Here is a 24,658-nt window from a genome sequence, read left to right on the forward strand (position 1 = left end):
GAACTATGGGAAAGAAATTAGTGGGGCTGGATATCGGCTCAACAGCGATCCGTGCTGTTGAAGTCGAAAACCCGCACCTTCAGAAGCCAACGGTGCTTCGCTTCGGCGAAGTGTCACTACCAGAGGGTGCCGTTCGCGCCGGCGAGGTTATTGACTCCGCCACCGTGACGGCATCGATCAAGAAGCTGTGGTCAGCGAATGGTTTTCGGACTCGCGATGTCGTGATCGGCTTCGGCAATTCGAAGGTTGTTGCCCGCGATGTCACGGTGCCGCGTTTGCCCCTGAACCAAGTGCGCGAGTCGTTGCCCTTCCAGGTGCAAGATCTTCTGCCGGTTCCGGCGTCGGATGCGCTCCTCGACTTTTATCCCGCTGCTGAGGCAATGGGCGAGAACGGGCCGATGTTGCAGGGCATGCTGGTCGCCGCGATCAAGGCTCCCGTTCTTGTGAACGTGAATGCCGCATCCGCAGCGTCGGTCACTCCCGTCAATGTGGATCTCGCACCCTTCGCTCTTACGCGTTTGTTTTCCACACCGGAGCTTTCGACGATGACGACACTGTTGGTCGACATCGGAGCGTCGACGACCACGCTGATCGCGTTGGAGGGGCACGTTCCTCACTTCATCCGTTTCTTGCCTAACGGTGGTGCGGACATCACTAAGGGCATCTCGCAGCGCCTGGATATTTCAACGCGAGATGCAGAAGCGATTAAGCGTTCAGTCGGTGTCGTCGCGGCACGCGCGACCGCTGAGCAGCGCCCCGCGCTTGAAGTTTCGTTCGAACTGGTCAACGAAACGCTCATGGCCATTCGTGCCACAATCGCGTACTTCCAGAACGCGCGTAACAACCGTGCAATCGATCGGATCGTTATGACCGGTGGTGGCTCACAACTCCTGGGCCTCGTTGAAACGGTTTCTGAGTTCACGAAGACGCCAGCATCGTTGCCTGATCCGTTCACCATGACCGCGGTATCTCGTGGGCTCAAGGGAACCGGGTCGCCGTTTGACATGGCAGTGGCACTGGGACTGGTTACGGGGGTATCCGCATGAGCGACGATAAGAAAAAGGCGCCGAAGGCTCGTAAAGAGCTGAAGGTTCCCACCGCGTACCCGCCGTACGTCAATCTCCTGCCGCCAGAAGTCGGTCAAAAGAAGGCCGCCGCTCGTGCACGTGGTCGTGCCATTTTCGTGGCAATCATCGCGATTGGCGTGGTCATCCTCGCGTCCGCAGGCATGAATCTTTACGCGCTTCAGCGTTACCTTGCGCTTGAGAATGCGCGGTCGCTCACCCAGAGCTTGCTTACGCAGCAGGGTGAATACAACGATGTGCGTGTCGCCGGTCAAATGGTGCAGTCGGCAACGAACGCTCGAATCTTCGCGACCTCCACCGAGGTCTCCGTCGAGGACATCATTACTGCATTGGGAAAGAATATTCCCGATAGTGCGCCAGGCATCATTTCCTATAGTTTTGAGACGGCCACGCCGCTTCAAGCCTTCGGCGCCGGTATCTCCGTGCTGGAACCGGAGCGGATTGCTCAGTTCGCGATGGAGATCAGTTTCGCCACAATTGCAGACGCTGATAAATGGCTTCGCTCCACCCCCGATGTTGAGGGCGTTTTTGATGCCACCCTCGTCGACGCAGAAAGCGCAGAGGACGGCACAGTCACTGTCAACGTCGTCATTTACCTCGACGACGAAGCTCTCGTCCACCGTTTTGACGAAGTCGAAGTCGAACTCGACCCGGAGGCCGAGGAGACTGAAGCAACGCCAGCTCCCGCGGAAACTCCGGAACCCACATCGACACCCTCACCGACCGAGGAAGCTACTGAAGAGGGGAGCGGATCATGACCATGACACGCTTATGGACGTTGATCGGTGTGCTCGCCGTCGTGATCATTCTCGCCGCGGGCTATGCGGTCGGCGTTGGTCCGGCCTATAGCGCCGCTGGGGAATCTGATCGGCAGCTTGTAGACGTTGACACTCAAAACCAGGTCAAGGCGGCCGAACTTGCTCGGCTTAAGGCTCTGGACGAAGACTCTGCGTCTCTGTTCGCCGAACTGGAAGACCTCCAGCGCGCAATTCCTGCAGTTCACAACACTTCAGTATTCGCTGCGCAGATCGAGTCGCTTGCTTCCAAAGCGGATGTCACGTTGCTCAAAATCAGTTACACGAGCGCGGAAGATGCGTTGGCGCCGGAATCTGATGTCGTTCCTGCTCCTCCCGTAGAGGGAGAGGAGAGCGAGGCTGATGCGGGGGCTGCTACCGAAGCCGAGGCTGGTTCACCCGAGAACACGCAATCCGTGTCCTCAGTGCCTGGTTTGGTCGCCGTAGCAGTGAGTTTCGAGCTGGAAGGCGATCCTGTTGCGCTTCATTCATTTTTAGAGAGCGCACAAACTGGTCTACGAACGCTTACTTTGAGTTCGGTCATCTTTGATTTGAGCAGTGATGCAGGCGTGTTTGAGATGAAAGTCGCTGGATACGTCTATGTGCTTGCTGGCACGGATATCTCGACGCTCAACGCCGACACTGGTGCTGACGGCACCACGGTTGGCTAGCAGCTACGCACGATATGGAAGAACGCCACGACCTTTGGGCCGTGGCGTTCTTCTCGTTTCTGAGGGTTGCTTCGGTAGACTGAGCGGATCAGTCGCTGGCACGAGGAGGCATCAGTCATGACCGATCCATCTGTAGAGCGTGGTTCTTCACCGGAGAACGACGACAACATTGAGGATGCTGTGGTTGTCGACGAGACCCCCGCGGCTTCCGAACCCGTCGCACCTCTTGTCGACCCCGTTGAGGTGCCCACGGCATCCGCGGAGTCCGCTGCGTACGACGACGCCACCCTCGAAGCTGAAGCGGAGCCCGTTGTTGAGCCCGCGCTCGCTGCTGAGCCCGAAATTATCGCCGAGCCCGAGCCCGAGCCGGTAGTAGCCGAGACGACGGGAGCCGCAGCATCCAGTGAGCCCCGCGTCGTTTATGTGACTGCGCCGACGCCGCCCAAGGTGGCAGGCAACCGTGGATTCGGTATTTTCATTGCGCTGGCATCGACCGTCGCCTTCGCGATTGTTTTCGCCATCGCTGTCGTCATCATCGGTGCAGCAGCATCCGGCCGGGTCGCGGTTGCTTTTGTGCAGGCGCCGTCGTTCTACGTTCCCGTCGCCTTCTTTGCACTTGGCGCAATCGTGATTGCGCTCATTGTGAACCGCGCAGGCTGGGCAGCGCACGTCTTTTCGAGCATCATCGTCGGGCTTGTCGTGTACTTCGGCACAGTCGGTGCGCTCCTGCTGATCAACGGAGTCATTCAGAACACTCCGGAACAAGCACATGCAATGTTCCTCGCAGCGCTGGCGGATCCACTAGTCATCGCAGCAGGTTTGCTTGGCCGTGAGGTCTCACTGTGGACGGGTGCGCTGGTCGCGAGACGAGGCCGCAAGGTCACGCAACGCAACGTGGATGCGCGTGCCAAGTGGGAAGCCGAGCTCGCGGAGAAAACTGCTGCTCAGCGCTAAAGTCTCTACCGTGCTCGCGTGCCCCGTTCTGGAGCCTGCGTGTGGGCTGTGACCATTTGACCCCGGCCTGTCCCGGGGGCTATTCTTTCTGAGGTGTGCGCTTTGTCGTGCGCTTAAGCCATGCCTCTCGAGGATTACCGCTCACGCGGGGTTTAGGTGCGAGTCACTCCACACCACAGGGTTCGACCTTCCGGTTGGCCCCCACGGCATACCCGCAAACCAACCGATCAGTTCGGTAGGGGCGTGGGTCCAGATGAACTCGGTGTTCTGAAAAGAACGTCGAATGCTAACCATCATGACGCTGTCACCGTGCAGCAAAATCAAGGAGTAATTTAGTGCCCACCATTCAGCAGTTGGTGCGTAAGGGACGCACGCCAAAGGTCGTCAAGACCAAGGCTCCCGCCCTTAAGTCCAACCCGCAGCAGCGCGGCGTTTGCACGCGCGTCTACACAACAACTCCGAAGAAGCCGAACTCGGCTCTTCGCAAGGTTGCTCGTGTCAAGCTTTCTAACGGCACCGAGGTCACGGCCTACATTCCCGGAGAAGGTCACAACCTTCAAGAGCACTCGATGGTGCTCATCCGCGGTGGTCGTGTAAAGGACCTCCCCGGTGTTCGCTACAAGATCGTTCGCGGAGCGCTCGACACCCAGGCCGTTAAGAACCGTAAGCAGGCTCGTAGCCTCTACGGCGCGAAGAAGGATAAGAAGTAATGCCTCGTAAAGGACCAGCACCAAAGCGTCCCGTAGTCGCAGATCCGGTTTACGGCGCACCCATTGTCAGCCAGCTTGTCAACAAGATTCTTCTTGATGGCAAGAAGGGCCTTGCTGAGCGCATCGTTTACGGCGCACTCGAAGGCGTAACCGAGAAGACCGGCCAAGACGCCGTTGTCACGCTCAAGAAGGCTCTCGACAACGTTCGCCCGACCCTCGAGGTCAAGTCGCGTCGTGTCGGTGGATCGACCTACCAGGTTCCTGTTGAGGTCAAGTCGCACCGTGCTAACACGCTCGCATTGCGTTGGCTCACGAGCTACGCAAAGGGTCGTCGTGAAAAGACGATGACTGAGCGTCTCACCAACGAGATCTTGGACGCATCGAATGGCCTTGGCGCCGCTGTAAAGCGCCGCGAAGACACCCACAAGATGGCCGAGTCGAACAAGGCATTCGCTCACTACCGCTGGTAGTCAGCACCTCGCAGTGAGGCGGGTCAGACGCTGTCTGGCTCGCTTCACTCTTGAGATTCTCGCTTCACCAACATACTTCGGAGGAACCTGTGGCACAGGACGTGCTCACCGACCTGACTAAGGTCCGCAACATTGGCATCATGGCTCACATCGATGCCGGCAAGACCACTACGACTGAGCGCATCCTGTTCTACACGGGTGTAAACCACAAAATTGGTGAAACTCACGATGGTGCGTCGACTACTGACTGGATGGAGCAGGAGCAAGAGCGTGGCATCACGATCACGTCCGCTGCTGTCACCTGTTACTGGAACAAAAACCAGATCAACATCATCGACACCCCCGGCCACGTTGACTTCACGGTTGAGGTGGAGCGTTCGCTCCGCGTTCTCGACGGTGCAGTCGCTGTGTTCGACGGTAAAGAGGGTGTGGAGCCGCAGTCGGAGACTGTATGGCGCCAGGCCGACAAGTACGACGTTCCTCGCATCTGCTTCGTCAACAAGATGGACAAGATGGGCGCGGACTTCTACTACACGGTAGACACCATCGTGAAGCGCCTCGGTGCTCGTCCCCTCGTTATTCAGCTCCCCATCGGACTCGAGTCTGAGTTCGAGGGTGTTGTTGACCTCGTTGAGATGCGTGCACTCACGTGGCGCGGAGACTCAAAGGGTGACGTTCAGATGGGCGCTAAGTACGCCATCGAAGAGATCCCCGAAGACCTCAAGGAGAAGGCTGCGGAATACCGCACCGCTCTGCTCGAGGTTGTCGCTGAGACCGACGACGCCATCATGGAGCGTTACTTCGCCGGCGAAGAGATCAGCGTTGCTGAGATCAAGGCTGCGATCCGTAAGCTCACCGTCAACAGCGAGATCTACCCGGTTCTCTGTGGTTCTGCTTTCAAGAACCGTGGCGTTCAGCCGATGCTCGACGCTGTTATCGACTACCTTCCTTCGCCGGTTGACGTGCCTCCCATGGAAGCACGCGACCCCCGCGATGAAGACAAGATCATCATCCGCAAGCCTGACGCTTCGGAGCCGTTCTCGGCTCTGGCCTTCAAGGTTGCTGTGCACCCCTTCTTCGGTCGCCTCACGTACATTCGCGTGTACTCGGGACACCTTGACTCTGGTGGAGCTGTTGCTAACTCCACCAAGGGCAAGAAGGAGCGCATCGGAAAGATCTTCCAGATGGCTGCTAACAAGGAAATCCCTGTCGACAGCGTTACCGCTGGACACATCTACGCCGTCATTGGCCTCAAGGACACCACGACTGGTGACACGCTGTGTGACCCGAACGACCAGGTCGTTCTCGAGTCGATGACGTTCCCTGAGCCCGTGATCGAGGTAGCGATCGAGCCGAAGACGAAGGCTGACCAAGAGAAGCTTGGTATTGCTATTCAGAAGCTCGCTGAAGAAGACCCCACGTTCCGTACCGAACAGAACCAGGAAACTGGCCAGACGGTAATCAAGGGAATGGGTGAACTTCACCTCGACATCCTCGTAGACCGCATGAAGCGCGAATTCAACGTTGAAGCCAACGTTGGTAAGCCGCAGGTTGCGTACCGCGAGACCATCCGCCGCATTGTGGACAAGCACGACTACACCCACAAGAAGCAGACGGGTGGATCGGGACAGTTCGCTAAGGTCCAGATCTCGCTCGAGCCGATGGAGGTTGAAGGCGACAAGATTTACGAATTCGTAAATAAGGTCACCGGTGGCCGTATTCCTCGCGAATACATTGGCTCAATCGACCAGGGTTTCCAGGCATCGATGAACGTCGGAATCCTCGCAGGATTCCCGATGGTCGGCGTCAAGGGAATCATCCTCGATGGTGCTGCTCACGATGTTGACTCGTCAGAAATGGCGTTCAAGATCGCGGGAACCATGGCATTCAAAGAGGCAGCGCGCAAGGCTGACCCAGTTCTCCTCGAGCCGCTCATGGCGGTCGAGGTTCGTACTCCCGAGGAGTACATGGGAGATGTCATCGGTGACCTTAACAGTCGCCGCGGACAGATCCAGTCCATGGAGGACGCGACCGGCGTAAAGGTCGTTCGCGCCCACGTACCACTGTCGGAAATGTTCGGCTACGTCGGTGACTTGAGGTCCAAGACTTCAGGTCGTGCGGTGTACTCGATGACGTTCGACAGTTACTCTGAGGTTCCCCGCGCGGTAGCTGACGAGATTGTTGCAAAGAACAAGGGCGAGTAATCGCCGCACTACCAGCGCGCAACTAACATAGATACACACCAACTTGCGAAACATTCGGCAGTGAAAAGTCGTCGGGTGCAGAGCAACCGAGTCCTGAGGAGGACCCACAGTGGCTAAGGCCAAGTTCGAGCGGACCAAGCCGCACGTAAACATCGGAACCATCGGTCACGTTGACCACGGAAAGACCACGCTCACGGCAGCGATCTCGAAGGTACTTGCTGACAAGTACCCTTCGGCGACGAACGTGCAGCGCGACTTCTCGTCGATTGACTCGGCTCCGGAAGAACGTCAACGCGGCATCACAATCAACATCTCGCACGTTGAGTACGAGACCCCCAAGCGCCACTACGCACACGTAGACGCTCCGGGCCACGCTGACTACATCAAGAACATGATCACCGGTGCAGCTCAGATGGACGGTGCAATCCTCGTGGTTGCAGCGACCGACGGACCGATGGCTCAGACTCGCGAGCACGTTCTTCTCGCGAAGCAGGTTGGTGTTCCTTACCTGCTCGTTGCACTCAACAAGTCCGACATGGTAGATGACGAAGAGATCCTTGAGCTCGTTGAGCTCGAGGTTCGCGAACTCCTCTCCAGCCAGGGCTTCGACGGTGACAACGTTCCTGTTGTCCAGGTTTCAGGTCTCAAGGCTCTTGAGGGCGACGAGAAGTGGACCCAGTCCATCCTCGACCTCATGGATGCTGTTGACGAGAACGTTCCTGACCCCATCCGCGACAAGGACAAGCCGTTCTTGATGCCGGTTGAAGACGTCTTCACGATCACTGGTCGTGGAACCGTTGTTACGGGCCGCGCCGAGCGTGGAACGCTTTCGATCAACTCTGACGTTGAGATTGTTGGAATCCGTCCGACCCAGAAGACCACGGTCACTGGTATCGAGATGTTCCACAAGCAGCTCGACGAAGCATGGGCTGGCGAGAACTGTGGTCTGCTTCTCCGCGGAACCAAGCGTGAAGATGTTGAGCGTGGACAGGTTGTTGTTAAGCCTGGTTCCGTTACTCCTCACACGAACTTCGAGGGAACCGCATACATCCTGTCAAAGGATGAGGGTGGGCGTCACAACCCGTTCTACGCGAACTACCGTCCGCAGTTCTACTTCCGTACCACCGACGTCACCGGCGTCATCACGTTGCCTGAGGGCACCGAGATGGTTATGCCTGGCGACACCACTGACATGACCGTTGAGCTTATTCAGCCCATCGCCATGGAAGAGGGCCTCGGCTTCGCCATCCGTGAGGGTGGACGTACCGTAGGTGCCGGTAAGGTAACCAAGGTTCTGGCGTAAGCTCAGTAACTAATTACGACGAGGGTCGAGCCGAAAGGCTCGGCCCTTCGTCGTTTAACCAGCGCGGCCGGTGAGCCGCGAGGTGAGCGCGCGAGCGGCGGCCACGGTGGCCTGACCGAGCTCGTCCCACTGGTCATCGACGGCATCCGTTCTGAAAGTCAGCCCGATCGCTGCCGAAGGGTAGCCATTGCGGTCGAACGCTGCAGCGCCCACCGAGGCATACTCCGCAGTGATGTCGCCCACTTCGCTCGCCCAGCCGCGCTCACGAGTCGCAGCCAGTAGCCGGTCGAGTTCTGCCAGCGTGTTCGGCCCGGCAGTCTGGCGCCGAGTAAGGCTGCTGCGCGAGGGATACAGCGCCCGCACTTGCGGAGCAGTCAGTTGCGCGAGCATGGCTCGACCGGTCGCGGTCAAATGCGCGGGGAGTTTGACGCCAACAGCCGAAACAGTGGTGGGCGCCCGGGTTCCTTGCACTCGGGCGGCGTAACTGACATCGGCACCGCTGAGCACGGCAAGGTGCGCGACAACCGGGATCGGGGCTTCGGCCGCGAGGCTCCGCATGAGTGGGCTAGCGAGTGCGGAGAGTCGTTCGCTACGCAGCGCAGATGTGCCGATCTCGGAGACGAGCGAGCTCAACCCATAGGTGCGGTCTTCGGGGTAATGCACCACGAAGCCTTCGTCGATCATGACGGTAAGCAGCTGGTAGACGGATGACCGGGGGAGCGCTAGCTCGCGCGCCAGAGCAGAGGCGGGCACTGGCCCTTTGCGGGTCGCGAGGTGTCGCAGCACGGCCATGGTGTTGCGCGCGGCAGGAATGTTGGACACAGGGCTCCTGTCTGGTATTTCAGACACCATATCGCGATATCCACTCGTGGCGGAGGGGCGATGCGCGTTCACTGGGATCATGACCTCAGCCCCCAGCCAGACAGTGACCATCGGCGTCGGCGCCGTGAGCATCTCCGATGTTGTGGCGGTCGCGCGCCACGGTGCACCCGTCACGATCTCGGCCGAAGCGACGAGCGCGATGGTTGCCTCGCGTGCGGTGATCGAAGCGTTGGCCGACGACGTGCGCCCGCACTACGGTGTCTCCACCGGTTTTGGCGCGCTGGCGACGAAACACATCGCCCCGGAGCAGCGGCTGCAGCTGCAGCGGTCACTCGTGCGCAGTCACGCCGCAAGTTCCGGTGCAGAAATTGCCGACGAAGTGGTGCGTGCGACGATGTTGCTGCGCCTCTCCACGATGGCCACCGGGCGCACGGGTGTGCGGCCCCTCGTTGCCGAAACCTATGCGGCAGTGCTCAATGCGGGCATCACCCCAATCGTCGGTGAGTACGGCAGCCTCGGCTGTTCCGGTGACCTCGCACCGCTCGCGCACTGCGCGTTAGCGGTGATGGGCGAAGGCGACGTACGGGTTGCGGGCGAGCAGCTGCCGGCATCCGCTGCTCTCACAGCTGCCGGCATTACCCCCGTTATCTTGCACGAAAAAGAGGGCTTGGCGCTGATCAACGGCACCGATGGGATGCTCGGCATGCTGTCGCTGGCGATTACTGATCTTGAGGCGTTGCTCACCACCGCCGACCTGTCTGCTGCCATGAGCGTGGAGGGCTTGGCGGGAACCGACCGAGTCTTCGCGGAGGATCTGCACGCCCTCCGGCCGCATCCGGGCCAGGCGCAGTCGGCGGCCAACATGCGCGCGGTGCTGCGCGACTCCGACACGATCGCGGCCCACGCCACGAGCGGCTTCACGCGGGTGCAGGACGCCTACTCGTTGCGGTGCGCGCCCCAGGTCCATGGCGCGGCTCGCGATACGGTCAACTACACGCGTCAAGTGGCCGAGCGCGAGCTTATGAGCGCGATCGATAACCCCGTGGTGATGGTGGATGGCCGGCTGGAATCCAACGGCAATTTCCATGGGGCGCCGGTGGGCTACGCCCTCGATTTCCTCGCGATCGTTGCCGCCGATGTGGCAAGCATGAGCGAGCGTCGCACTGACCGTTTCCTTGACAGCAACCGCAGCGGTGGGCTCAACGCGTTCCTGGCCGATGATCCCGGGGTGGACTCGGGGCACATGATCGCGCAGTACACCCAGGCGGGAATCGTCAGTGAGATGAAGAGGTTGGCAGCTCCGGCATCCGTTGATTCAATTCCGACGAGCGCGATGCAGGAAGACCACGTCTCGATGGGGTGGAGCGCCGGTTTGAAGCTTCGCCGCAGTATCGATGGGTTATCACGAGTGATCGCCATTGAGTTGCTGACGTCGGCACGCGGGATTGAGATGCGTGGCGAGCGACCGTCACCGGTATCAGCGGCGGTGATCGCGAACCTGCGCCAGCACGTTCCCGCTGCAGGGCCCGACCGCTACTTGGCGCCCGACATTGCAGCGAGCGTTGCGCTTGTGCAGTCGGGTGCGCTCTTGTCCGCCGCACGCACTATTACCGAACTCAGCTAGGAGACGTCATGATTCAGGCACACCGCGGTTCCACGCTCAACACTCTTGGCTGGCAGCAGGAGGGTGCTTTGCGCATGCTCCAGAACAACCTCGACCCTGAGGTCGCCGAGCACCCGGAAGATCTCGTCGTCTATGGCGGCACGGGCAAGGCTGCGCGTAATTGGCCCAGCTATCACGCGATTGTTCGTTCGCTCACGACCCTCAAAGGTGACGAGACGCTGCTGGTTCAATCAGGCAAGCCCGTCGGTGTGATGCAGACCCACGAGTGGGCTCCACGGGTGTTGTTGGCAAATTCCAACTTGGTTGGCGACTGGGCCAACTGGGATGAGTTCCGTCGGCTCGAGCAGCTTGGCCTCACCATGTACGGCCAAATGACAGCAGGATCGTGGATCTACATTGGCACGCAGGGGATTCTGCAAGGCACCTACGAGACCTTCTCTGCAGTCGCGGCTAAGCGATTTGGCGGCACTCTCGCTGGCACCATCACCCTCACGGCTGGCCTCGGAGGCATGGGTGGCGCTCAGCCGCTTGCCGTAACCATGAACGACGGCGTTGCGATCTGTATTGATGTTGACCAGAGCCGCATCACGCGTCGCATCGATCACGGCTACCTCGACGTTGAGGCGAAGTCGCTCGCGCACGCGGTCGAACTCGCTGTTGCCGCGCGCGATGCGAAGAAGCCGCTCTCGATTGGGGTGCTCGCCAATGCGGCTGCTGCCGTCCCTGAGCTGTTGGCCATGGGTGCGCCGATCGATATCGTCACTGACCAGACGAGCGCCCACGATCCTCTCGCTTACCTTCCTCTCGGCGTGGACTTCCACGACTGGCAGAGTGCCCGCAGTCATCCTGACTTCGCTCAGCGTGCTCGCGAATCAATGGCGATCCACGTCGAAGCGATGGTGGGCTTCCAGCGTCAGGGTGCCGAGGTCTTCGACTACGGCAATAACTTGCGCACCGAGGCGCTCGCGGCCGGGTATGCCGATGCGTTTGCCTTCCCCGGGTTCGTGCCGGCCTACATCCGTCCGCTGTTTGCTGAAGGCAAGGGCCCGTTCCGGTGGGCCGCTCTCAGTGGCGAAGCCAGCGACATCCACAAGACAGACACGGCGATTCTCGAGTTGTTCCCGGAGAACGAATCGCTCGCGCGCTGGATCAAGCTTGCGGGGGAGCGCGTGCACTTCCAGGGCTTGCCCGCCCGCATCTGTTGGCTCGGCTATGGCGAGCGCGACAAGGCTGGGCTGAAGTTCAATGAGATGGTGGCGTCGGGAGAGCTGGCCGCACCGCTGGCGATCGGGCGCGATCATCTCGATAGCGGCTCTGTCGCGTCGCCGTATCGGGAGACCGAGGCCATGAAGGATGGTTCGGATGCCATCGCCGACTGGCCGCTGCTCAACGCGCTCGTCAACACCTCGTCGGGAGCCACGTGGGTGTCTATCCACCACGGTGGCGGCGTTGGCATTGGCCGGTCGATCCACGCCGGTCAGGTGACGGTCGCTGACGGCACCGAGCTCTCTGCCCAGAAGCTTGAGCGCGTACTCACGAACGATCCCGGTATGGGCGTGATCCGTCACGTCGATGCTGGCTACGATGAAGCTATTGCGGTCGCTGATGATCTCGGCGTTCGCATCCCCATGAACGAGGCTCCGCTCACGAAGGGTCACAATGCTCAACGCTGATCCGCTGTGGCCGCGTGCGGGGGATTGGCCTTCGCCGGTTGACGACGAGTGGGCGGATGTCGCACTCATCGGTATGCCGACGTCGCGCACGTCACTCTCGCCGACGCAGGCTCACACGACTCCCGCTGCGGTTCGTGAGGCACTTCGTCGTTATGCCGCGCTGTCTGATCTTCGGATCGTAGACGCCGGCACCGTGCGCGAGCCTGATCTGAATGAGCAGGGTGCGATTGATGCGGTGGCGCAGTTGCGGGCTGAGCTCGTTATCGCCCTGGGTGGAGACAATGCGGCGACGGTTCCGACGGCGTTGGGGCGGTGGGGTTCAGAGATCGAGTCGGCTGGATTGATCACGCTCGATGCTCACTACGACCTACGAGACGGCACGAGTAATGGTTCACCCGTGCGTCGCCTTCTTGAGGCCGGCCTCGATGGCAGTCGTGTGGTGCAGATCGGCATTGAGCCGCTCGCGAACTCGCTGGCGTACGCCGAGCGGGCGCGCGAGGCAGGAATCACGGTGATCACTCGCGACGAGTTGCGTTCGCGCTCGATGGACGAGGTGATGGCGCAGGCGCTGGAGATTGCTGGCGCGGCGGGCGGGCCTATCCACGTCGATCTTGATGTCGATGTGTGTGATCGCTCGGTCACTCCCGGTTGCCCCGCGTCGGTGCCGGGTGGCATCTCGGCGATTGAGTTGCGCACGGCTGCACGGCTCGCTGGCGCGCATCCGGCGGTCTCCTCGATCGATCTGGTCGAGGTGGATGCTGCCGCCGACGCCCCTGACGAACGAACGGTGCGTCTGGTGGCACTCTGCGTTCTCGAAGCAATCGCGGGAGTGTCGCTGCGATGACAAGCACGGTGATCGAGAACATTGGGCTTTTGCTCACGCATGATGAGGAGCGTCCCGAGATCTCCGCTGCCGCTCTGGTATTCGACGAGGGCCGGGTGGCGTGGTGGGGTGCTTCGGCCGATGCTCCTGCTGCCGACAGGCGAGTGGATGCCGCTGGCCGCTGTGTCCTTCCTGGTTTTGTCGACAGCCACAGCCACATCCTCTTCGCAGGGGACCGCTCGGATGAGTTTGAGGCTCGCATGGCTGGCCGCCGCTACGAGGCGGGCGGAATCCGTCGCACGGTCGCACTTTCGCGCGTAGCGACTGACGCTGAGTTGCTCGCGAACGCGGCCGCTCTAGTTGCGGAGATGCGCCGCCAGGGCACCACGACGGTCGAAATCAAGAGTGGCTACGGTCTGAGCGTTGCAGATGAGGCGCGGATGTTGCGGCTCGCGGCCACGCTCACTGACGAGACCACGTTTCTGGGTGCGCATGTCGTGCCGGCCGAGTACGCGGACGATCGCGCCGCCTACGTGCACCTGGTCATGGGCGACATGCTGGAGGCGTGCGCTCCCCATTCGCGCTGGATCGACGTGTTCTGCGACAGCGGTGCCTTCACCGAGGCGGAGACGCGCGCCATCATCACGGCGGGGCAGGCTCGTGGCTTGGGCGCTCGTCTGCACGGTGCTCAACTGGCGGAGTCAGGTGCTGTGCAACTCGCGGTCGAGCTTGGCGCAGCGAGTGTCGACCACTGCACCTATCTCAGCGATGACGACGTGCAGGCGCTCGCCGGCAGCAGCACGGTCGCCGGACTTCTTCCCGGTGTCGAGTTCTCCACCAAGCATCCGTTCGTGGATGCCCGACGACTCCTCGACGCGGGAGTGACCGTTGCGCTCGCCAGCGATTGCAATCCCGGCTCGAGTTTCACCTCATCCCTCCCGTTCTGCATTGCCCTCGCGGTGCGCGAGATGGGGATGACGTCGCTCGAGGCGGTGACAGCGGCGACGCTCGGGGGAGCCGAGTCGCTCCGCCGCGATGACGTGGGTCGTTTAGCGGTCGGTGCACGAGCGAATGCCCAGATTCTGGATGCCCCGCACTACCGTCATCTGGCGTACCGGCCGGGGGTCCCCCTGGTCTCCAGCGTCTTTGTGGATGGCGTTCACGAGTTGGTGCGGCCGTTGGCCTGAGGCTCCCCAAAAGTCCCGCTATCAGGCGGTAGCGGATGCTCACATCGAGGCATCACGCCGTCGGCAGGACGACACCGATCGGTGCCGTAAAAATCCGACACGCCCGGGTTGCAGTAAATGCGTGGATGTGACAAACTCTTCTAGTTCAACATTTCGCCGCCACGTGCGTGCGGATCACTTCCAGGCAGTGCATAGTTCCACATCGTATGACCCACGCAGAGCGTGAGTTATACACCGTGTTGTAGCTAGGCCGCGGGGAGCAGAACCAAGCTTAACCAACTCCCCAATTCGATTCGAAAGAATTCGTGCTGCGGGAGACGCTTGTGCCAGTTCGCTGGCATGTGCTCCTCGCGGCTTCGCGGGTTGGTATCACAAGCAGTGACAGCAAGAACTTGACAGATAAATAGTGGTGCGAAAGCAAAAGTGCTGAGCGTCTTCGGGTGGCAACATCCGGTGTCGAACAGCCCAGGTGCACGCAGTGCAGCCAAAGTACTAAGGGAAGAGAGCCAGTCATGGCGGGACAAAAGATCCGCATTCGACTTAAGTCGTACGACCACGAGGTCATCGACTCGTCGGCACGCAAAATTGTTGACACGGTTACCCGCGCGGGTGCCACGGTAGTAGGCCCGGTGCCGCTGCCCACCGAGAAGAACGTGATTGCAGTTATCCGTTCTCCCCACAAGTACAAGGACAGCCGCGAGCACTTCGAGAAGCGCACCCACAAGCGGCTCATCGACATCATCGACCCGACGCCCAAGGCTGTGGATTCGCTTATGCGTCTCGACCTGCCGGCCGACGTCAACATCGAGATCAAGCTTTAGCTCGCGCAGTTATTGAGCGACAGAGCCGATAAGGAAAATAATGTCTACAACTAAGACGACTAAGGGTCTGCTGGGCACAAAGCTCGGCATGACGCAGGTTTGGGACGAGAACAACAAGCTCGTTCCCGTGACCGTTGTCGAAATCTCCCCGAATGTGGTTACGCAGCTGCGTAGCCCCGAGGTTGATGGATACAGCGCAGTCCAGATCGCGTACGGCCAGATCGACCCTCGTAAGGTCAACAAGCCGCTTACCGGTCACTTCGACAAGGCAGGTGTTACGCCTCGCCGTCACCTCACCGAGATTCGCACCCCTGACGCCGCGGAATACACCGTTGGCCAGGAGCTCGCAGTCGACATCTTCACCCCAGGCTCGAAGGTCGACGTTGTCGGCACGAGCAAGGGTAAGGGTTTCGCGGGTGTTATGAAGCGTCACAACTTCAAGGGTGTATCTGCAAGCCACGGTTCGCACCGTAACCACCGCAAGCCTGGTTCCATTGGCGCCTCGTCGACCCCCAGCCGTGTCTTCAAGGGCATGCGCATGGCCGGTCGTATGGGTGGTGACCGTGTAACGGTCATGAACCTCGCCGTCCACTCGATCGACCTTGAGAAGGGACTCGTGCTCATCAAGGGCGCTGTTCCCGGTGCTCGTGGCCGTATCGTCTTCGTCCGCAACGCAGTGAAGGGGGCGTAGTACACATGGCTACCTCCATCGACGTCATCGACGCCAAGGGCAAGAAGGTCGACTCTGTTGAACTTCCCGCCGAGATCTTCGACGTGCAGACCAACGTTCCGCTCATCCACCAGGTTGTTGTTGCACAGCGTGCAGCAGCACGTCAGGGTACGCACAACACCCTGCGCCGCGGTGAAGTTTCGGGTGCTGGTCGCAAGCCGTTCAAGCAGAAGGGAACCGGTCGCGCTCGTCAGGGCTCGATCCGTGCTCCTCAGATGAAGGGTGGTGGCATCGTTCACGGGCCGCACCCGCGTGACTACTCACAGCGCACCCCCAAGAAGATGATTGCTGCAGCACTTCGCGGCACGTTGTCCGACCGGGCTCGCGGTGAGCGCATTCACGTCATCGACGCTCTCGCTGTAGACGGCAAGCCTTCGACGAAGTCGGTCTTGGCTCTGCTGAACAACATCGCGCCGAGCAAGAACGTTCTCGTTGTTCTCCAGCGCGAAGATGCAACCAGCCTCAAGAGCATTCGCAACCTCGACACGGTTCACGTCTTGGCTTACGACCAGCTCAACGCCTACGACGTCGTCGTTAGCGACGACATCGTGTTCAGCAAGGGCGCGTTCGACGCGTTCGTTGCGTTCAACACCAAGTCTTCGAACAAGGAAGAGGTCAGCGCATGACCGTCACGTACAAGGACCCGCGCGACATCATCATCGCTCCCGTGGTCTCTGAGAAGAGCTACAACCTGATCGACATGGGCAAGTACACCTTCGAGGTAGACCCCCGTGCGAACAAGACCGAGATCAAGCTCGCTATTGAGAAGATCTTCAGCGTCAAGGTCGACTCGGTCAACACGTTGAACCGCACGGGCAAGACCCGTCGTACCCGTTTCGGTATGGGCAAGCGCAAGGACACCAAGCGCGCCATCGTCACGCTTAAGTCCGGTTCTATCGACATCTTCACGGCTGTCGGCTAGGGACCAAGGAGAAACTAATGGCTATTCGCAAGTACAAGCCCACGACGCCTGGTCGTCGTGGATCCTCGGTTGCAGACTTTGCTGAGATCACCCGTTCAACGCCGGAGAAGTCGCTTCTGCGCCCTCTGCCGAAGACTGGTGGACGCAACAACGCAGGTCGCATCACGACTCGTCACATCGGTGGTGGCCACAAGCGCCAGTACCGCGTAATCGACTTCAAGCGCAACGACAAAGACGGCGTAAACGCCCGCGTTGCCGAGATCGAGTACGACCCCAACCGCACCGCACGTATCGCACTGCTTCACTTTGTTGATGGCACCAAGCGCTACATCGTTGCTCCGAACAAGCTCAATCAGGGCGACATTGTTGAGTCGGGTCCCGGCGCAGACATCAAGCCTGGTAACAACCTCCCGATGAAGAACATCCCCGTCGGTACGGTTATCCACATGATTGAACTTCGCCCCGGTGGCGGCGCCAAGATGGCCCGTTCCGCTGGTGCATCAGTTCGACTCGTTGCAAAAGAAGGCCCCTACGCGCAGCTGCGTTTGCCTTCCGGTGAAATCCGCAACGTTGACGTTCGTTGCCGCGCAACGATCGGCGAGGTCGGCAATGCCGAGCAGTCGAACATCAACTGGGGAAAGGCCGGCCGCATGCGCTGGAAGGGCGTTCGCCCGACCGTCCGTGGTGTTGCCATGAACCCTGTTGACCACCCCCACGGTGGTGGTGAGGGTAAGACGTCCGGTGGACGTCACCCCGTTTCCCCTTGGGGCCAGGCAGAAGGGCGCACACGTAAGCGCAAACTGCCCAGTGACCAGCTCATCGTTCGCCGCCGCAATGTCGGCAAGAAGCGCAAGTAGTAGGAGAGTCAGAAGATGCCACGCAGTCTGAAGAAGGGCCCCTTCGTCGACGACCACCTCCTACAAAAGGTTGTCAAGGCGAACGAAGCCAAGAGCAAGAACGTAATCAAGACCTGGTCGCGCCGCTCGATGATCGTTCCAGCAATGCTGGGTCACACGATCGCGGTGCACGATGGTCGCAAGCACATTCCGGTGTTCATCACCGAAACCATGGTTGGGCACAAGCTCGGCGAGTTTTCGCCCACCCGTACCTTCCGTGGACACGTGAAGGACGACAAGAAGGGTCGCCGCCGCTAACGCGGTGGTGGAGGAGGTAGAGAAATGGTGGAGTCGATCGCACGCGTGCGTCACATCCGCGTGACCCCCATGAAGGCTCGTCGCGTTGTCAACATGATTCGCGGCAAGCAAGCACAGGAAGCACTGGCAATTTTGAAGTTCGCACCTCAGGGCGCGAGCGAGCCGGTCTACAAGTTGGTTGCATCTGCAATCGCGAATGCGCGAGTCAAGGCAGACGCTTCGAACACGTTCCTGGACGAACAGGATCTGATCATCTCGAAGGCTTATGTCGACGACGGTGCAACGCTCAAGCGTTTCCAGCCGCGTGCCCAGGGCCGCGCGTTCCAGATCCTGAAGCGCACAAGCCACATCACGGTCGTGCTGGCCACGCCAGACCACGTCGTTGAAGCCGAGGCCGACAAGGCAGGGAAGAAGTAATGGGACAGAAGGTAAACCCCTACGGTTTCCGTCTGGGAATCACCACCGACCACGTGTCGCGTTGGTTCTCCGACAGCACCAAGCCGGGTCAGCGTTACAGCGACTACGTTGCGGAAGATGTAAAGATCCGCAACCTGCTCAAGTCGAACCTCGACCGCGCAGGTGTTGCTCGCATTGAAATCGAGCGCACCCGTGACCGCGTTCGCGTAGACATTCACACTGCCCGTCCGGGCATCGTGATCGGTCGCCGCGGCGCCGAAGCAGAGCGTATTCGTGGCGAGCTCGAGAAGCTCTCCGGTAAGCAGATCCAGCTCAACATCCTCGAGGTCAAGAACCCCGAGGCTGAAGCTCAGCTCGTTGCACAGGGAATTGCGGAGCAGCTTGCTGCTCGTGTCGCTTTCCGTCGTGCAATGCGCAAGGGTCTTCAGGGCGCCCAGCGCGTTGGTTCGGTCAAGGGTGTTCGCATCCAGGTATCGGGTCGTTTGGGTGGCGCAGAAATGAGCCGCTCAGAGTACTACCGCGAAGGTCGCGTTCCGCTGCACACGCTGCGCGCAAACATCGACTACGGCTTCTACGAGGCTAAGACCACGTTCGGTCGTATCGGTGTCAAGGTGTGGGTCTACAAGGGCGACATCACCAACAAGGAGCTCGCTCGCGAGCAGGCTAACCAGAAGTCGTCGCGTCCAGAGCGTCGCGATGGTGGCGACCGTGGCGGTCGTCGCACCGGTGGCCCTTCGTCCGCACCGAAAGCTGAAGCACCCAAGGCAGAAGCCCCCAAGGCCGACGCATCGGTTGCAGCAGGAGTTGAGGCATAACAATGTTGATTCCGCGTAAGGTCAAGTACCGCAAGCAGCACCACCCCTCCCGTAGCGGCCACGCTACTGGTGGAACCACGGTGTCGTTTGGCGAGTACGGTATTCAGGCTCTGACGCCCGCATACGTTACGAACCGCCAGATTGAGGCAGCTCGTATCGCAATGACGCGTCACATCAAGCGTGGTGGAAAGGTGTGGATCAACATCTACCCCGACCGCCCGCTCACCAAAAAGCCCGCTGAAACCCGCATGGGTTCCGGTAAGGGCTCGCCCGAGTGGTGGGTCGCCAACGTCAAGCCAGGTCGCGTGCTCTTCGAGCTCAGCGGCGTGGACGAGACGACTGCGCGCGAAGCACTCACTCGTGCAATTCACAAGCTGCCCCTCAAGGCACGCATCATCAAGCGCGAGGAGGGCGACGCATAATGGCGATCGGATCCAAGGAGCTAGCCCCTGTCGAGCTAGACACTTTTGAAGACGAACGACTCGTTGACGAGCTGAAGAAGTCGAAGGAAGAACTTTTCAACCTTCGTTTCCAGGCCGCAACTGGTCAACTGGAAAGCCACGGACGTATTCGCGCTGTAAAGCGCGACATCTCCCGCATCTACACGGTTATCCGTGAGCGCGAGCTGGGCATCCGTGCAACCCCCGCTGCCGTCGAGGCTCCCGCCAAGGAGACCAAGAAGCGCAGCACCAAGAAGGCAGACGCCGCGGTTGAGACTGCAGCAGACGCCGCTGACGAGACGAAGGAGGCGTAGTCATGGCCAAGGTTGAAGACAAGAAGACCGCGGAGACGACCGCCGAGGTCGCTCGTGGGTACCGTAAGACCCGTCGCGGACTGGTTACGAGCGACAAGATGGATAAGACCATCGTTGTCATCGTTGAAGACCGCGTAAAGCACCCGTTGTACGGCAAGGTTGTTCGCCGTAACTCCAAGGTGAAGGTTCACGACGAGGCCAACACGGCCGGCGTCGGTGACTCCGTACTTATCAGCGAGACCCGTCCGCTCAGCGCTACGAAGCGCTGGCGTCTGGTCGAGATCCTCGAAAAGGCTAAGTAATGCTTCAGCAGGAATCCCGAGTAAAGGTTGCCGATAACACCGGCGCCAAGGAGCTCCTCACGATTCGCGTTCTCGGTGGCTCAGGCCGTCGTTACGCAGGTCTCGGCGATGTCATCGTGGCAACCGTCAAAGACGCGATTCCTGGCGGAAACGTCAAGAAGGGTGAGGTCGTCAAGGCCGTCATCGTTCGCGTTATCAAGCAGACTCGTCGTCCAGACGGCTCATACATCAAGTTCGATGAGAACGCGGCTGTAATCCTCAAGTCCGATGGCGGAGACCCCCGTGGTACCCGCATCTTCGGGCCGGTCGGCCGCGAACTTCGTGACAAGAAGTTCATGAAGATCATCTCGCTCGCACCGGAGGTGCTGTAGATATGGCAAAGATTCGCAAGGGTGACCTCGTACAGGTCATCAGCGGCCCGACCGAAGAGCGTGGCGGAAGCCGCGGCAAGCAGGGTCGCGTAATCAGTGTTATCGCTGGAAAAGACCGCATTGTCGTGGAGGGTGTCAACTTCGTCACCAAGCACGTCAAGGTTGGCCAGACTCAGCGTGGAACCAAGACCGGTGGCATCGAGACGATGGAGGCATCAATTCACGTGTCGAACGTCGCCCTCGTTGACCCCGAGACCAAGCTCCCGGCTCGTGTTGGCTTTACCGTCGGCACCGATGACCGTGGCAAGACCACGCGCGAGCGCTTCTTCAAGAAGTCGCGCCGCGTAGAGACCAAGAAGTCAAAGGCAGCTAAGGCTGAGCCCAAGGCTTCGAAGAAGGATGCCGAGAAGGCAACCGAGAAGGACGCAGACTAATGACGACGACTGCACCTGCTGCTGGCAAAATCCAGCCGCGCCTCAAGCAGAAGTACCGCGATGAACTTGCGGCTCAGCTCAAGAAGGATCTTGGACTCACCAATGTCCACCAGGTTCCGGGGATCGTTAAGGTCGTCGTCAACACTGGTGTTGGTGAAGCTGCTCGCGACGGAAAGATCATCGATGGGGCCGTCAAGGACCTCACCGCGATCACCGGTCAGAAGCCGTACGTAACTAGCGCTCGCAAGTCGATCGCTCAGTTCAAGCTTCGTGAAGGACAGCCCATTGGCGCACACGTTACCCTCCGTGGTGACCGCGCTTGGGAGTTCCTCGACCGCCTGATCACGCTGGCGCTTCCGCGTATCCGTGACTTCCGCGGTCTGTCGGACAAGCAGTTCGATGGCAACGGTAACTACACCTTCGGCCTCACGGAACAGTCCATGTTCCACGAGATCGACCAGGACAAGATTGACCGCGTTCGTGGTTTCGATATCACTATCGTCACCACCGGTAAGAACAACGAAGAAGGTCGCGCATTGCTTAAGGCTCTGGGCTTCCCCTTCCGCACCGCTGAGAACGCATCTAACTAACCAAGTAACACCGATCGACCAGGTCGGCCTTCGTGTAACGGATGCCGAAACCAGTTGAGACAGGAAACACATAATGACAATGACAGATCCGGTCGCTGACATGCTGACCAGACTGCGCAACGCCAATTCGGCGCACCACGACAGCGTTTCAATGCCTAACAGCAAGCTGAAGTCGCGCCTGGCTGAAATGCTCAAGGCTGAGGGATACATCCTCAGCTGGAGCACCGAGGACGCTCGCGTGGGCCAGACCCTCACGATCGAACTCAAGTACAGCCCCACTCGCGAGCGTTCCATCAAGGGAATCAAGCGCGTCTCGAAGCCTGGTCTTCGTGTCTACGCTCGCTCGACCGAAATCCCCAAGGTTCTTGGCGGACTCGGTGTGGCTATTTTGTCCACCTCCTCCGGTCTTCTGACCGACAAAGAGGCGACTCAGAAGGGCGTAGGTGGGGAAGTCCTCGCCTACGTGTGGTAACCCAAAATGTCACGTATCGGAAGACTTCCTATTGATGTCCCCGCTGGTGTCACACTCACCATCAACGGCCAGGACGTCACTGTAAAGGGCCCGAAGGGTGAGCTTGCGCTCACCGTCAAGGCACCTATCGCTGTAGCACTCGAAGAGGGTCAGGTTCTCGTAACCCGTCCCGACGACGAGCGCGAATCGCGTTCACTGCACGGCTTGACTCGTACACTCATCGCTAACCAGATCATCGGTGTTACCGATGGTTACACCAAGGGCCTTGAGGTCGTTGGTACTGGTTACCGTGTCACCGCAAAGGGCAGCTCAATTGAGTTTGCTCTCGGGTACTCGCACTCGATCACCGTTGACCCGCCCGCAGGCATCAGCTTCGCGGTCGAGGGCAATAACAAACTAGTTGTCAGCGGCATCGACAAGCAGGCGGTTGGCGAAGTAGCAGCCAACATTCGTAAATTGCGCAAGCCAGAGCCCTACAAGGGCAAGGGTGTGCGCTACGCCGGCGAAGTTGTTCGTCGCAAGGCCGGAAAGAGTGGTAAGTAGACATGGCTCTCGGAACCAGAGGTAAGAGCAAGTCGGCCGCTAAGGGCCGCCGTCACGCACGTCTCCGCAAGAAGGTTGTGGGCACCGAGGTGCGCCCCCGTCTCGTGGTTACGCGCTCAGCGCGTCACGTATTCGTCCAGGTTGTTGATGACTCGAAGGGCGTTACCGTCGCTTCTGCATCGACCATGGAGTCGGACATGCGTACGTTCGATGGAGACAAGACCGCCAAGGCACGCAAGATCGGCGAAATGGTCGCCGAGCGCGCGAAGCAGGCCGGTGTTGAGGCCGTCGTATTTGATCGTGGTGGAAGCCGTTACGCAGGTCGCGTTGCAGCTATCGCCGACGGAGCGCGAGAGGGTGGATTGAACCTGTGAGCGACAACGTGGACAACAAGACAACAAACAAGGAGCAGGCCGTGGCCGCTGAGGCGACTAGCGCCATCTCCGTACCCGAGGTCGTCGTAGACGCCCCCGCGACCGACGTAACGAGCGAGCCCCGCGAGGCTCGTCGTGGCGGCCGTGAGCGCGGACCCGACCGTGGTGGCCGTGGTGGTAACAACAGCCGCGACAACGACAAGAACCAGTTCCTGGAGCGCGTCGTCACCATCAACCGTGTATCGAAGGTCGTCAAGGGTGGTCGTCGCTTTAGCTTCACCGCTCTCGTCGTCGTCGGTGACGGTAACGGAATGGTTGGAGTCGGATACGGCAAGGCTCGTGAGGTTCCTCTCGCGATCTCCAAGGGTGTCGAAGAGGCGAAGAAGAACTTCTTCCGCGTTCCTCGCGTCGGCGCTACTATCCCTCACTCGGTCCAGGGCGAGGCAGCTGCAGGTGTAGTCCTGCTGCGTCCCGCATCCGCTGGTACCGGTGTTATCGCTGGTGGACCCGTTCGCGCCGTACTCGAGTGCGCCGGTATCCACGATGTACTGAGCAAGTCGCTCGGTTCCTCGAACACGATCAACATCGTTCACGCAACGGTTGAGGCACTCAAGCAGCTCGAAGAGCCGCGTTCGGTTGCCGCTCGTCGTGGGCTCGATGCAGAACACGTTATCCCGGCTCGCTTGCTGCGCGCCGAGGCTGAAGCTAAGGCAGGTGTCTGATGGCTGGTCGCCTGAAGGTAACCCAGATCAAGTCCAAAATTAGTGAGAAGCAGAACCAACGCGACACGCTGCGCAGCCTTGGGCTCAAGCGCATCGGTTCCGTGGTTGTGCGCGAGGACAACTCGCAGAACCGTGGTTACGTCAACACGGTCGCTCACCTTGTCAAGGTCGAGGAGATTGACTAATGGCTGACGAGAAAGAAACCCCAAAGAAGGCCGCAGCTGCGAAAGCACCTGCTGCCAAGAAGGCTGCTCCTGCAAAGGCCGCAGCTGACAAGGCTCCTGCTGCGAAGGCATCCGCCACGAAGGCTCCTGCGAAGTCGACCGCTGCTAAGGCGTCGACCACCACGAAGTCCTCGAGCGATGATGTTGCAAGCCGCCCGCAGGTTCTGAAAATGCACCACCTCCGTCCCGCTGCCGGTGCTAAGAAAGACCGTATGCGTGTTGGCCGTGGTGAAGGCTCCAAGGGTAAGACCGCGGGCCGTGGAACCAAGGGAACCAAGGCGCGTTACAACATGCGCGTTGGTTTCGAAGGTGGAAACATCAACTTCGTAATGCGTGCGCCTAAGCTGCGCGGATTCAAGAACCCGTTCCGCGTCGAGTACCAGGTTGTTAACCTCGAAAAGCTCGCGGAACTTTACCCCAAGGGAGGCGACGTAACCGTTGCTGACCTCGTGTCCAAGGGCGCGGTTCGTAAGAACGAAAAGGTCAAGGTTCTTGGTCAGGGTGATATTACGGTTAAGCTGAACGTTGTAGTTGACAAGGTCTCCGGCTCTGCCGAGCAGAAGATCGTTGCAGCCGGCGGTTCGGTTCAGTAACTGTCACTACGACAAACGTTAGTGTCGCGTTGGTCACACCGGTGACAAACGCAGGCAGGTTGAGTGGGGAATCCCGCATTGGGATTCCCCACTCGCCCGT

The 24,658-nt window shown here is 59.9% G+C and carries 32 protein-coding genes and 1 pseudogene; 32 read left to right on the forward strand and 1 reads right to left on the reverse strand.

From position 1 onward, the window contains the following. Positions 1 to 5 precede the first annotated feature (5 nt). From pilM to tuf, 8 genes are all read left to right on the forward strand, one after another. Complete coding sequence (gene pilM, locus I6E51_RS03555; protein ID WP_197109476.1) at positions 6 to 1,046, forward strand: type IV pilus assembly protein PilM; 1,041 nt, start codon at positions 6 to 8, stop codon at positions 1,044 to 1,046. Further along, positions 1,043 to 1,843, forward strand: a complete 801-nt coding sequence (locus I6E51_RS03560; protein WP_197109477.1) for a fimbrial assembly protein — start codon at positions 1,043 to 1,045, stop codon at positions 1,841 to 1,843. Before pilM ends, I6E51_RS03560 begins: the two co-directional genes overlap by 4 nt. Beyond that, positions 1,840 to 2,550 (forward strand): hypothetical protein, encoded by a 711-nt coding sequence (locus tag I6E51_RS03565; protein WP_197109478.1) that lies wholly within the window; start codon positions 1,840 to 1,842, stop codon positions 2,548 to 2,550. Before I6E51_RS03560 ends, I6E51_RS03565 begins: the two co-directional genes overlap by 4 nt. Positions 2,551 to 2,667: 117 nt before the next feature. Further along, positions 2,668 to 3,504, forward strand: coding sequence for a hypothetical protein (locus tag I6E51_RS03570; RefSeq protein ID WP_197109479.1), 837 nt, complete (start codon positions 2,668 to 2,670; stop codon positions 3,502 to 3,504). A 335-nt stretch (positions 3,505 to 3,839) separates the two neighbouring features. Further along, positions 3,840 to 4,214, forward strand: coding sequence for a 30S ribosomal protein S12 (gene rpsL / locus I6E51_RS03575; RefSeq protein WP_197106470.1), 375 nt, complete (start codon positions 3,840 to 3,842; stop codon positions 4,212 to 4,214). Then, positions 4,214 to 4,684, forward strand: a complete 471-nt coding sequence (gene rpsG / locus I6E51_RS03580; protein WP_009773140.1) for a 30S ribosomal protein S7 — start codon at positions 4,214 to 4,216, stop codon at positions 4,682 to 4,684. Before rpsL ends, rpsG begins: the two co-directional genes overlap by 1 nt. 89 nt (positions 4,685 to 4,773) lie before the next feature. After that, complete coding sequence (fusA, locus tag I6E51_RS03585; protein WP_197106469.1) at positions 4,774 to 6,888, forward strand: elongation factor G; 2,115 nt, start codon at positions 4,774 to 4,776, stop codon at positions 6,886 to 6,888. A gap of 109 nt (positions 6,889 to 6,997) precedes the next feature. Then, the gene (tuf, locus tag I6E51_RS03590; protein ID WP_197106468.1) at positions 6,998 to 8,191 is read left to right on the forward strand and encodes an elongation factor Tu; all 1,194 of its coding nucleotides are present in this window, start codon (positions 6,998 to 7,000) and stop codon (positions 8,189 to 8,191) included. Positions 8,192 to 8,245: 54 nt separating this feature from the next. On the opposite strand, the gene I6E51_RS03595 is transcribed toward tuf, so the two are convergent. After that, complete coding sequence (locus I6E51_RS03595; RefSeq protein WP_197106467.1) at positions 8,246 to 9,013, reverse strand: IclR family transcriptional regulator; 768 nt, start codon at positions 9,011 to 9,013, stop codon at positions 8,246 to 8,248. A 79-nt stretch (positions 9,014 to 9,092) separates the two neighbouring features. Between I6E51_RS03595 and hutH the strand changes: the two genes are divergently transcribed. The 24 genes and pseudogenes from hutH to rplO all read left to right on the forward strand — a co-directional run bounded on the left by hutH (position 9,093) and on the right by rplO (position 24,558). Next, positions 9,093 to 10,637, forward strand: coding sequence for a histidine ammonia-lyase (hutH, locus tag I6E51_RS03600; RefSeq protein WP_197109480.1), 1,545 nt, complete (start codon positions 9,093 to 9,095; stop codon positions 10,635 to 10,637). Between the two features lie 8 nt (positions 10,638 to 10,645). Continuing rightward, positions 10,646 to 12,310: a urocanate hydratase gene (hutU, locus tag I6E51_RS03605; RefSeq protein ID WP_197109481.1), complete on the forward strand. Its 1,665-nt coding sequence runs from the start codon at positions 10,646 to 10,648 to the stop codon at positions 12,308 to 12,310. Then, positions 12,297 to 13,154: an agmatinase family protein gene (locus tag I6E51_RS03610; RefSeq protein WP_197109482.1), complete on the forward strand. Its 858-nt coding sequence runs from the start codon at positions 12,297 to 12,299 to the stop codon at positions 13,152 to 13,154. Before hutU ends, I6E51_RS03610 begins: the two co-directional genes overlap by 14 nt. Next, positions 13,151 to 14,320 carry an imidazolonepropionase gene (gene hutI, locus I6E51_RS03615; protein WP_197109483.1) on the forward strand — a complete coding sequence of 390 codons (1,170 nt, stop codon included), beginning with the start codon at positions 13,151 to 13,153 and terminating at the stop codon, positions 14,318 to 14,320. The genes I6E51_RS03610 and hutI overlap by 4 nt, the downstream gene beginning before the upstream one ends. 512 nt (positions 14,321 to 14,832) lie before the next feature. Beyond that, positions 14,833 to 15,141, forward strand: coding sequence for a 30S ribosomal protein S10 (rpsJ, locus tag I6E51_RS03620; protein ID WP_009773132.1), 309 nt, complete (start codon positions 14,833 to 14,835; stop codon positions 15,139 to 15,141). A 40-nt stretch (positions 15,142 to 15,181) separates the two neighbouring features. Beyond that, on the forward strand, positions 15,182 to 15,832 hold the full coding sequence (rplC, locus tag I6E51_RS03625) for a 50S ribosomal protein L3 (protein WP_197106462.1): 651 nt from the start codon (positions 15,182 to 15,184) through the stop codon (positions 15,830 to 15,832). 5 nt (positions 15,833 to 15,837) lie between these two features. Beyond that, positions 15,838 to 16,497: a 50S ribosomal protein L4 gene (rplD, locus tag I6E51_RS03630; RefSeq protein ID WP_197109484.1), complete on the forward strand. Its 660-nt coding sequence runs from the start codon at positions 15,838 to 15,840 to the stop codon at positions 16,495 to 16,497. Beyond that, positions 16,494 to 16,793, forward strand: coding sequence for a 50S ribosomal protein L23 (gene rplW / locus I6E51_RS03635; RefSeq protein ID WP_010203832.1), 300 nt, complete (start codon positions 16,494 to 16,496; stop codon positions 16,791 to 16,793). The genes rplD and rplW overlap by 4 nt, the downstream gene beginning before the upstream one ends. A gap of 17 nt (positions 16,794 to 16,810) precedes the next feature. After that, a complete protein-coding gene (gene rplB / locus I6E51_RS03640) occupies positions 16,811 to 17,650 on the forward strand; it encodes a 50S ribosomal protein L2 (protein ID WP_197106460.1) in 840 nt (279 codons plus the stop codon). Positions 17,651 to 17,665: 15 nt separating this feature from the next. Continuing rightward, positions 17,666 to 17,947: a 30S ribosomal protein S19 gene (rpsS, locus tag I6E51_RS03645; RefSeq protein ID WP_009773127.1), complete on the forward strand. Its 282-nt coding sequence runs from the start codon at positions 17,666 to 17,668 to the stop codon at positions 17,945 to 17,947. Positions 17,948 to 17,971: 24 nt separating this feature from the next. Continuing rightward, positions 17,972 to 18,364, forward strand: a complete 393-nt coding sequence (gene rplV, locus I6E51_RS03650; protein WP_197106459.1) for a 50S ribosomal protein L22 — start codon at positions 17,972 to 17,974, stop codon at positions 18,362 to 18,364. Beyond that, positions 18,364 to 19,179 (forward strand): 30S ribosomal protein S3, encoded by an 816-nt coding sequence (gene rpsC, locus I6E51_RS03655; RefSeq protein WP_197109485.1) that lies wholly within the window; start codon positions 18,364 to 18,366, stop codon positions 19,177 to 19,179. The genes rplV and rpsC overlap by 1 nt, the downstream gene beginning before the upstream one ends. A gap of 2 nt (positions 19,180 to 19,181) precedes the next feature. After that, positions 19,182 to 19,601, forward strand: a complete 420-nt coding sequence (gene rplP, locus I6E51_RS03660) for a 50S ribosomal protein L16 (RefSeq protein ID WP_009773124.1) — start codon at positions 19,182 to 19,184, stop codon at positions 19,599 to 19,601. After that, a complete protein-coding gene (rpmC, locus tag I6E51_RS14480) occupies positions 19,601 to 19,933 on the forward strand; it encodes a 50S ribosomal protein L29 (RefSeq protein WP_197106457.1) in 333 nt (110 codons plus the stop codon). Before rplP ends, rpmC begins: the two co-directional genes overlap by 1 nt. A 2-nt stretch (positions 19,934 to 19,935) precedes the next feature. Next, positions 19,936 to 20,235, forward strand: coding sequence for a 30S ribosomal protein S17 (gene rpsQ, locus I6E51_RS03670; RefSeq protein ID WP_197106456.1), 300 nt, complete (start codon positions 19,936 to 19,938; stop codon positions 20,233 to 20,235). Beyond that, complete coding sequence (gene rplN / locus I6E51_RS03675) at positions 20,235 to 20,606, forward strand: 50S ribosomal protein L14 (protein ID WP_100388198.1); 372 nt, start codon at positions 20,235 to 20,237, stop codon at positions 20,604 to 20,606. Before rpsQ ends, rplN begins: the two co-directional genes overlap by 1 nt. A gap of 2 nt (positions 20,607 to 20,608) precedes the next feature. After that, positions 20,609 to 20,950 (forward strand): annotated as a pseudogene (gene rplX / locus I6E51_RS03680) (50S ribosomal protein L24); the annotation flags it as partial. Positions 20,951 to 21,039: 89 nt separating this feature from the next. Then, entirely contained in the window at positions 21,040 to 21,630 is a 591-nt protein-coding gene (gene rplE, locus I6E51_RS03685; protein WP_197106454.1) for a 50S ribosomal protein L5, read from the forward strand. 73 nt (positions 21,631 to 21,703) lie between these two features. Beyond that, on the forward strand, positions 21,704 to 22,102 hold the full coding sequence (gene rpsH, locus I6E51_RS03690; protein ID WP_197106453.1) for a 30S ribosomal protein S8: 399 nt from the start codon (positions 21,704 to 21,706) through the stop codon (positions 22,100 to 22,102). Between the two features lie 6 nt (positions 22,103 to 22,108). Then, the gene (rplF, locus tag I6E51_RS03695; protein ID WP_197106452.1) at positions 22,109 to 22,645 is read left to right on the forward strand and encodes a 50S ribosomal protein L6; all 537 of its coding nucleotides are present in this window, start codon (positions 22,109 to 22,111) and stop codon (positions 22,643 to 22,645) included. A 2-nt stretch (positions 22,646 to 22,647) separates the two neighbouring features. After that, entirely contained in the window at positions 22,648 to 23,019 is a 372-nt protein-coding gene (gene rplR / locus I6E51_RS03700; protein ID WP_100388203.1) for a 50S ribosomal protein L18, read from the forward strand. Next, positions 23,016 to 23,741 carry a 30S ribosomal protein S5 gene (gene rpsE / locus I6E51_RS03705; RefSeq protein ID WP_197106451.1) on the forward strand — a complete coding sequence of 242 codons (726 nt, stop codon included), beginning with the start codon at positions 23,016 to 23,018 and terminating at the stop codon, positions 23,739 to 23,741. Before rplR ends, rpsE begins: the two co-directional genes overlap by 4 nt. Beyond that, positions 23,741 to 23,926: a 50S ribosomal protein L30 gene (gene rpmD, locus I6E51_RS03710; protein WP_009773114.1), complete on the forward strand. Its 186-nt coding sequence runs from the start codon at positions 23,741 to 23,743 to the stop codon at positions 23,924 to 23,926. The genes rpsE and rpmD overlap by 1 nt, the downstream gene beginning before the upstream one ends. Further along, positions 23,926 to 24,558 carry a 50S ribosomal protein L15 gene (gene rplO, locus I6E51_RS03715; RefSeq protein WP_197106450.1) on the forward strand — a complete coding sequence of 211 codons (633 nt, stop codon included), beginning with the start codon at positions 23,926 to 23,928 and terminating at the stop codon, positions 24,556 to 24,558. Before rpmD ends, rplO begins: the two co-directional genes overlap by 1 nt. Positions 24,559 to 24,658 lie beyond the last annotated feature (100 nt).

Origin of the sequence: Salinibacterium sp. NSLL17 (assembly GCF_015864935.1) — a bacterium.
Taxonomy (GTDB): Bacteria; Actinomycetota; Actinomycetes; order Actinomycetales; family Microbacteriaceae; genus Rhodoglobus.

Excerpts from the sequence above, each read along its gene's own strand:
- rpmD (WP_009773114.1), top strand. The coding sequence starts at position 23,741 with ATGGCTGGTCGCCTGAAGGTAACCCAGATCAAGTCCAAAATTAGTGAG.
- rpsH (WP_197106453.1), top strand. The coding sequence starts at position 21,704 with ATGACAATGACAGATCCGGTCGCTGACATGCTGACCAGACTGCGCAAC.
- rplE (WP_197106454.1), top strand. The coding sequence starts at position 21,040 with ATGACGACGACTGCACCTGCTGCTGGCAAAATCCAGCCGCGCCTCAAG.
- rpsG (WP_009773140.1), top strand. The coding sequence starts at position 4,214 with ATGCCTCGTAAAGGACCAGCACCAAAGCGTCCCGTAGTCGCAGATCCG.
- rpsQ (WP_197106456.1), top strand. The coding sequence starts at position 19,936 with ATGGCCAAGGTTGAAGACAAGAAGACCGCGGAGACGACCGCCGAGGTC.
- rpsS (WP_009773127.1), top strand. The coding sequence starts at position 17,666 with ATGCCACGCAGTCTGAAGAAGGGCCCCTTCGTCGACGACCACCTCCTA.
- rpsJ (WP_009773132.1), top strand. The coding sequence starts at position 14,833 with ATGGCGGGACAAAAGATCCGCATTCGACTTAAGTCGTACGACCACGAG.
- rplV (WP_197106459.1), top strand. The coding sequence starts at position 17,972 with ATGGTGGAGTCGATCGCACGCGTGCGTCACATCCGCGTGACCCCCATG.
- pilM (WP_197109476.1), top strand. The coding sequence starts at position 6 with ATGGGAAAGAAATTAGTGGGGCTGGATATCGGCTCAACAGCGATCCGT.
- rplO (WP_197106450.1), top strand. The coding sequence starts at position 23,926 with ATGGCTGACGAGAAAGAAACCCCAAAGAAGGCCGCAGCTGCGAAAGCA.
- hutH (WP_197109480.1), top strand. The coding sequence starts at position 9,093 with ATGACCTCAGCCCCCAGCCAGACAGTGACCATCGGCGTCGGCGCCGTG.
- hutU (WP_197109481.1), top strand. The coding sequence starts at position 10,646 with ATGATTCAGGCACACCGCGGTTCCACGCTCAACACTCTTGGCTGGCAG.
- rplW (WP_010203832.1), top strand. The coding sequence starts at position 16,494 with ATGACCGTCACGTACAAGGACCCGCGCGACATCATCATCGCTCCCGTG.
- I6E51_RS03560 (WP_197109477.1), top strand. The coding sequence starts at position 1,043 with ATGAGCGACGATAAGAAAAAGGCGCCGAAGGCTCGTAAAGAGCTGAAG.
- rplF (WP_197106452.1), top strand. The coding sequence starts at position 22,109 with ATGTCACGTATCGGAAGACTTCCTATTGATGTCCCCGCTGGTGTCACA.
- rplC (WP_197106462.1), top strand. The coding sequence starts at position 15,182 with ATGTCTACAACTAAGACGACTAAGGGTCTGCTGGGCACAAAGCTCGGC.
- hutI (WP_197109483.1), top strand. The coding sequence starts at position 13,151 with ATGACAAGCACGGTGATCGAGAACATTGGGCTTTTGCTCACGCATGAT.
- rplN (WP_100388198.1), top strand. The coding sequence starts at position 20,235 with ATGCTTCAGCAGGAATCCCGAGTAAAGGTTGCCGATAACACCGGCGCC.
- rpmC (WP_197106457.1), top strand. The coding sequence starts at position 19,601 with ATGGCGATCGGATCCAAGGAGCTAGCCCCTGTCGAGCTAGACACTTTT.
- I6E51_RS03570 (WP_197109479.1), top strand. The coding sequence starts at position 2,668 with ATGACCGATCCATCTGTAGAGCGTGGTTCTTCACCGGAGAACGACGAC.
- rplB (WP_197106460.1), top strand. The coding sequence starts at position 16,811 with ATGGCTATTCGCAAGTACAAGCCCACGACGCCTGGTCGTCGTGGATCC.
- rplD (WP_197109484.1), top strand. The coding sequence starts at position 15,838 with ATGGCTACCTCCATCGACGTCATCGACGCCAAGGGCAAGAAGGTCGAC.
- I6E51_RS03610 (WP_197109482.1), top strand. The coding sequence starts at position 12,297 with ATGCTCAACGCTGATCCGCTGTGGCCGCGTGCGGGGGATTGGCCTTCG.
- rplP (WP_009773124.1), top strand. The coding sequence starts at position 19,182 with ATGTTGATTCCGCGTAAGGTCAAGTACCGCAAGCAGCACCACCCCTCC.
- rpsC (WP_197109485.1), top strand. The coding sequence starts at position 18,364 with ATGGGACAGAAGGTAAACCCCTACGGTTTCCGTCTGGGAATCACCACC.
- I6E51_RS03565 (WP_197109478.1), top strand. The coding sequence starts at position 1,840 with ATGACCATGACACGCTTATGGACGTTGATCGGTGTGCTCGCCGTCGTG.
- rplR (WP_100388203.1), top strand. The coding sequence starts at position 22,648 with ATGGCTCTCGGAACCAGAGGTAAGAGCAAGTCGGCCGCTAAGGGCCGC.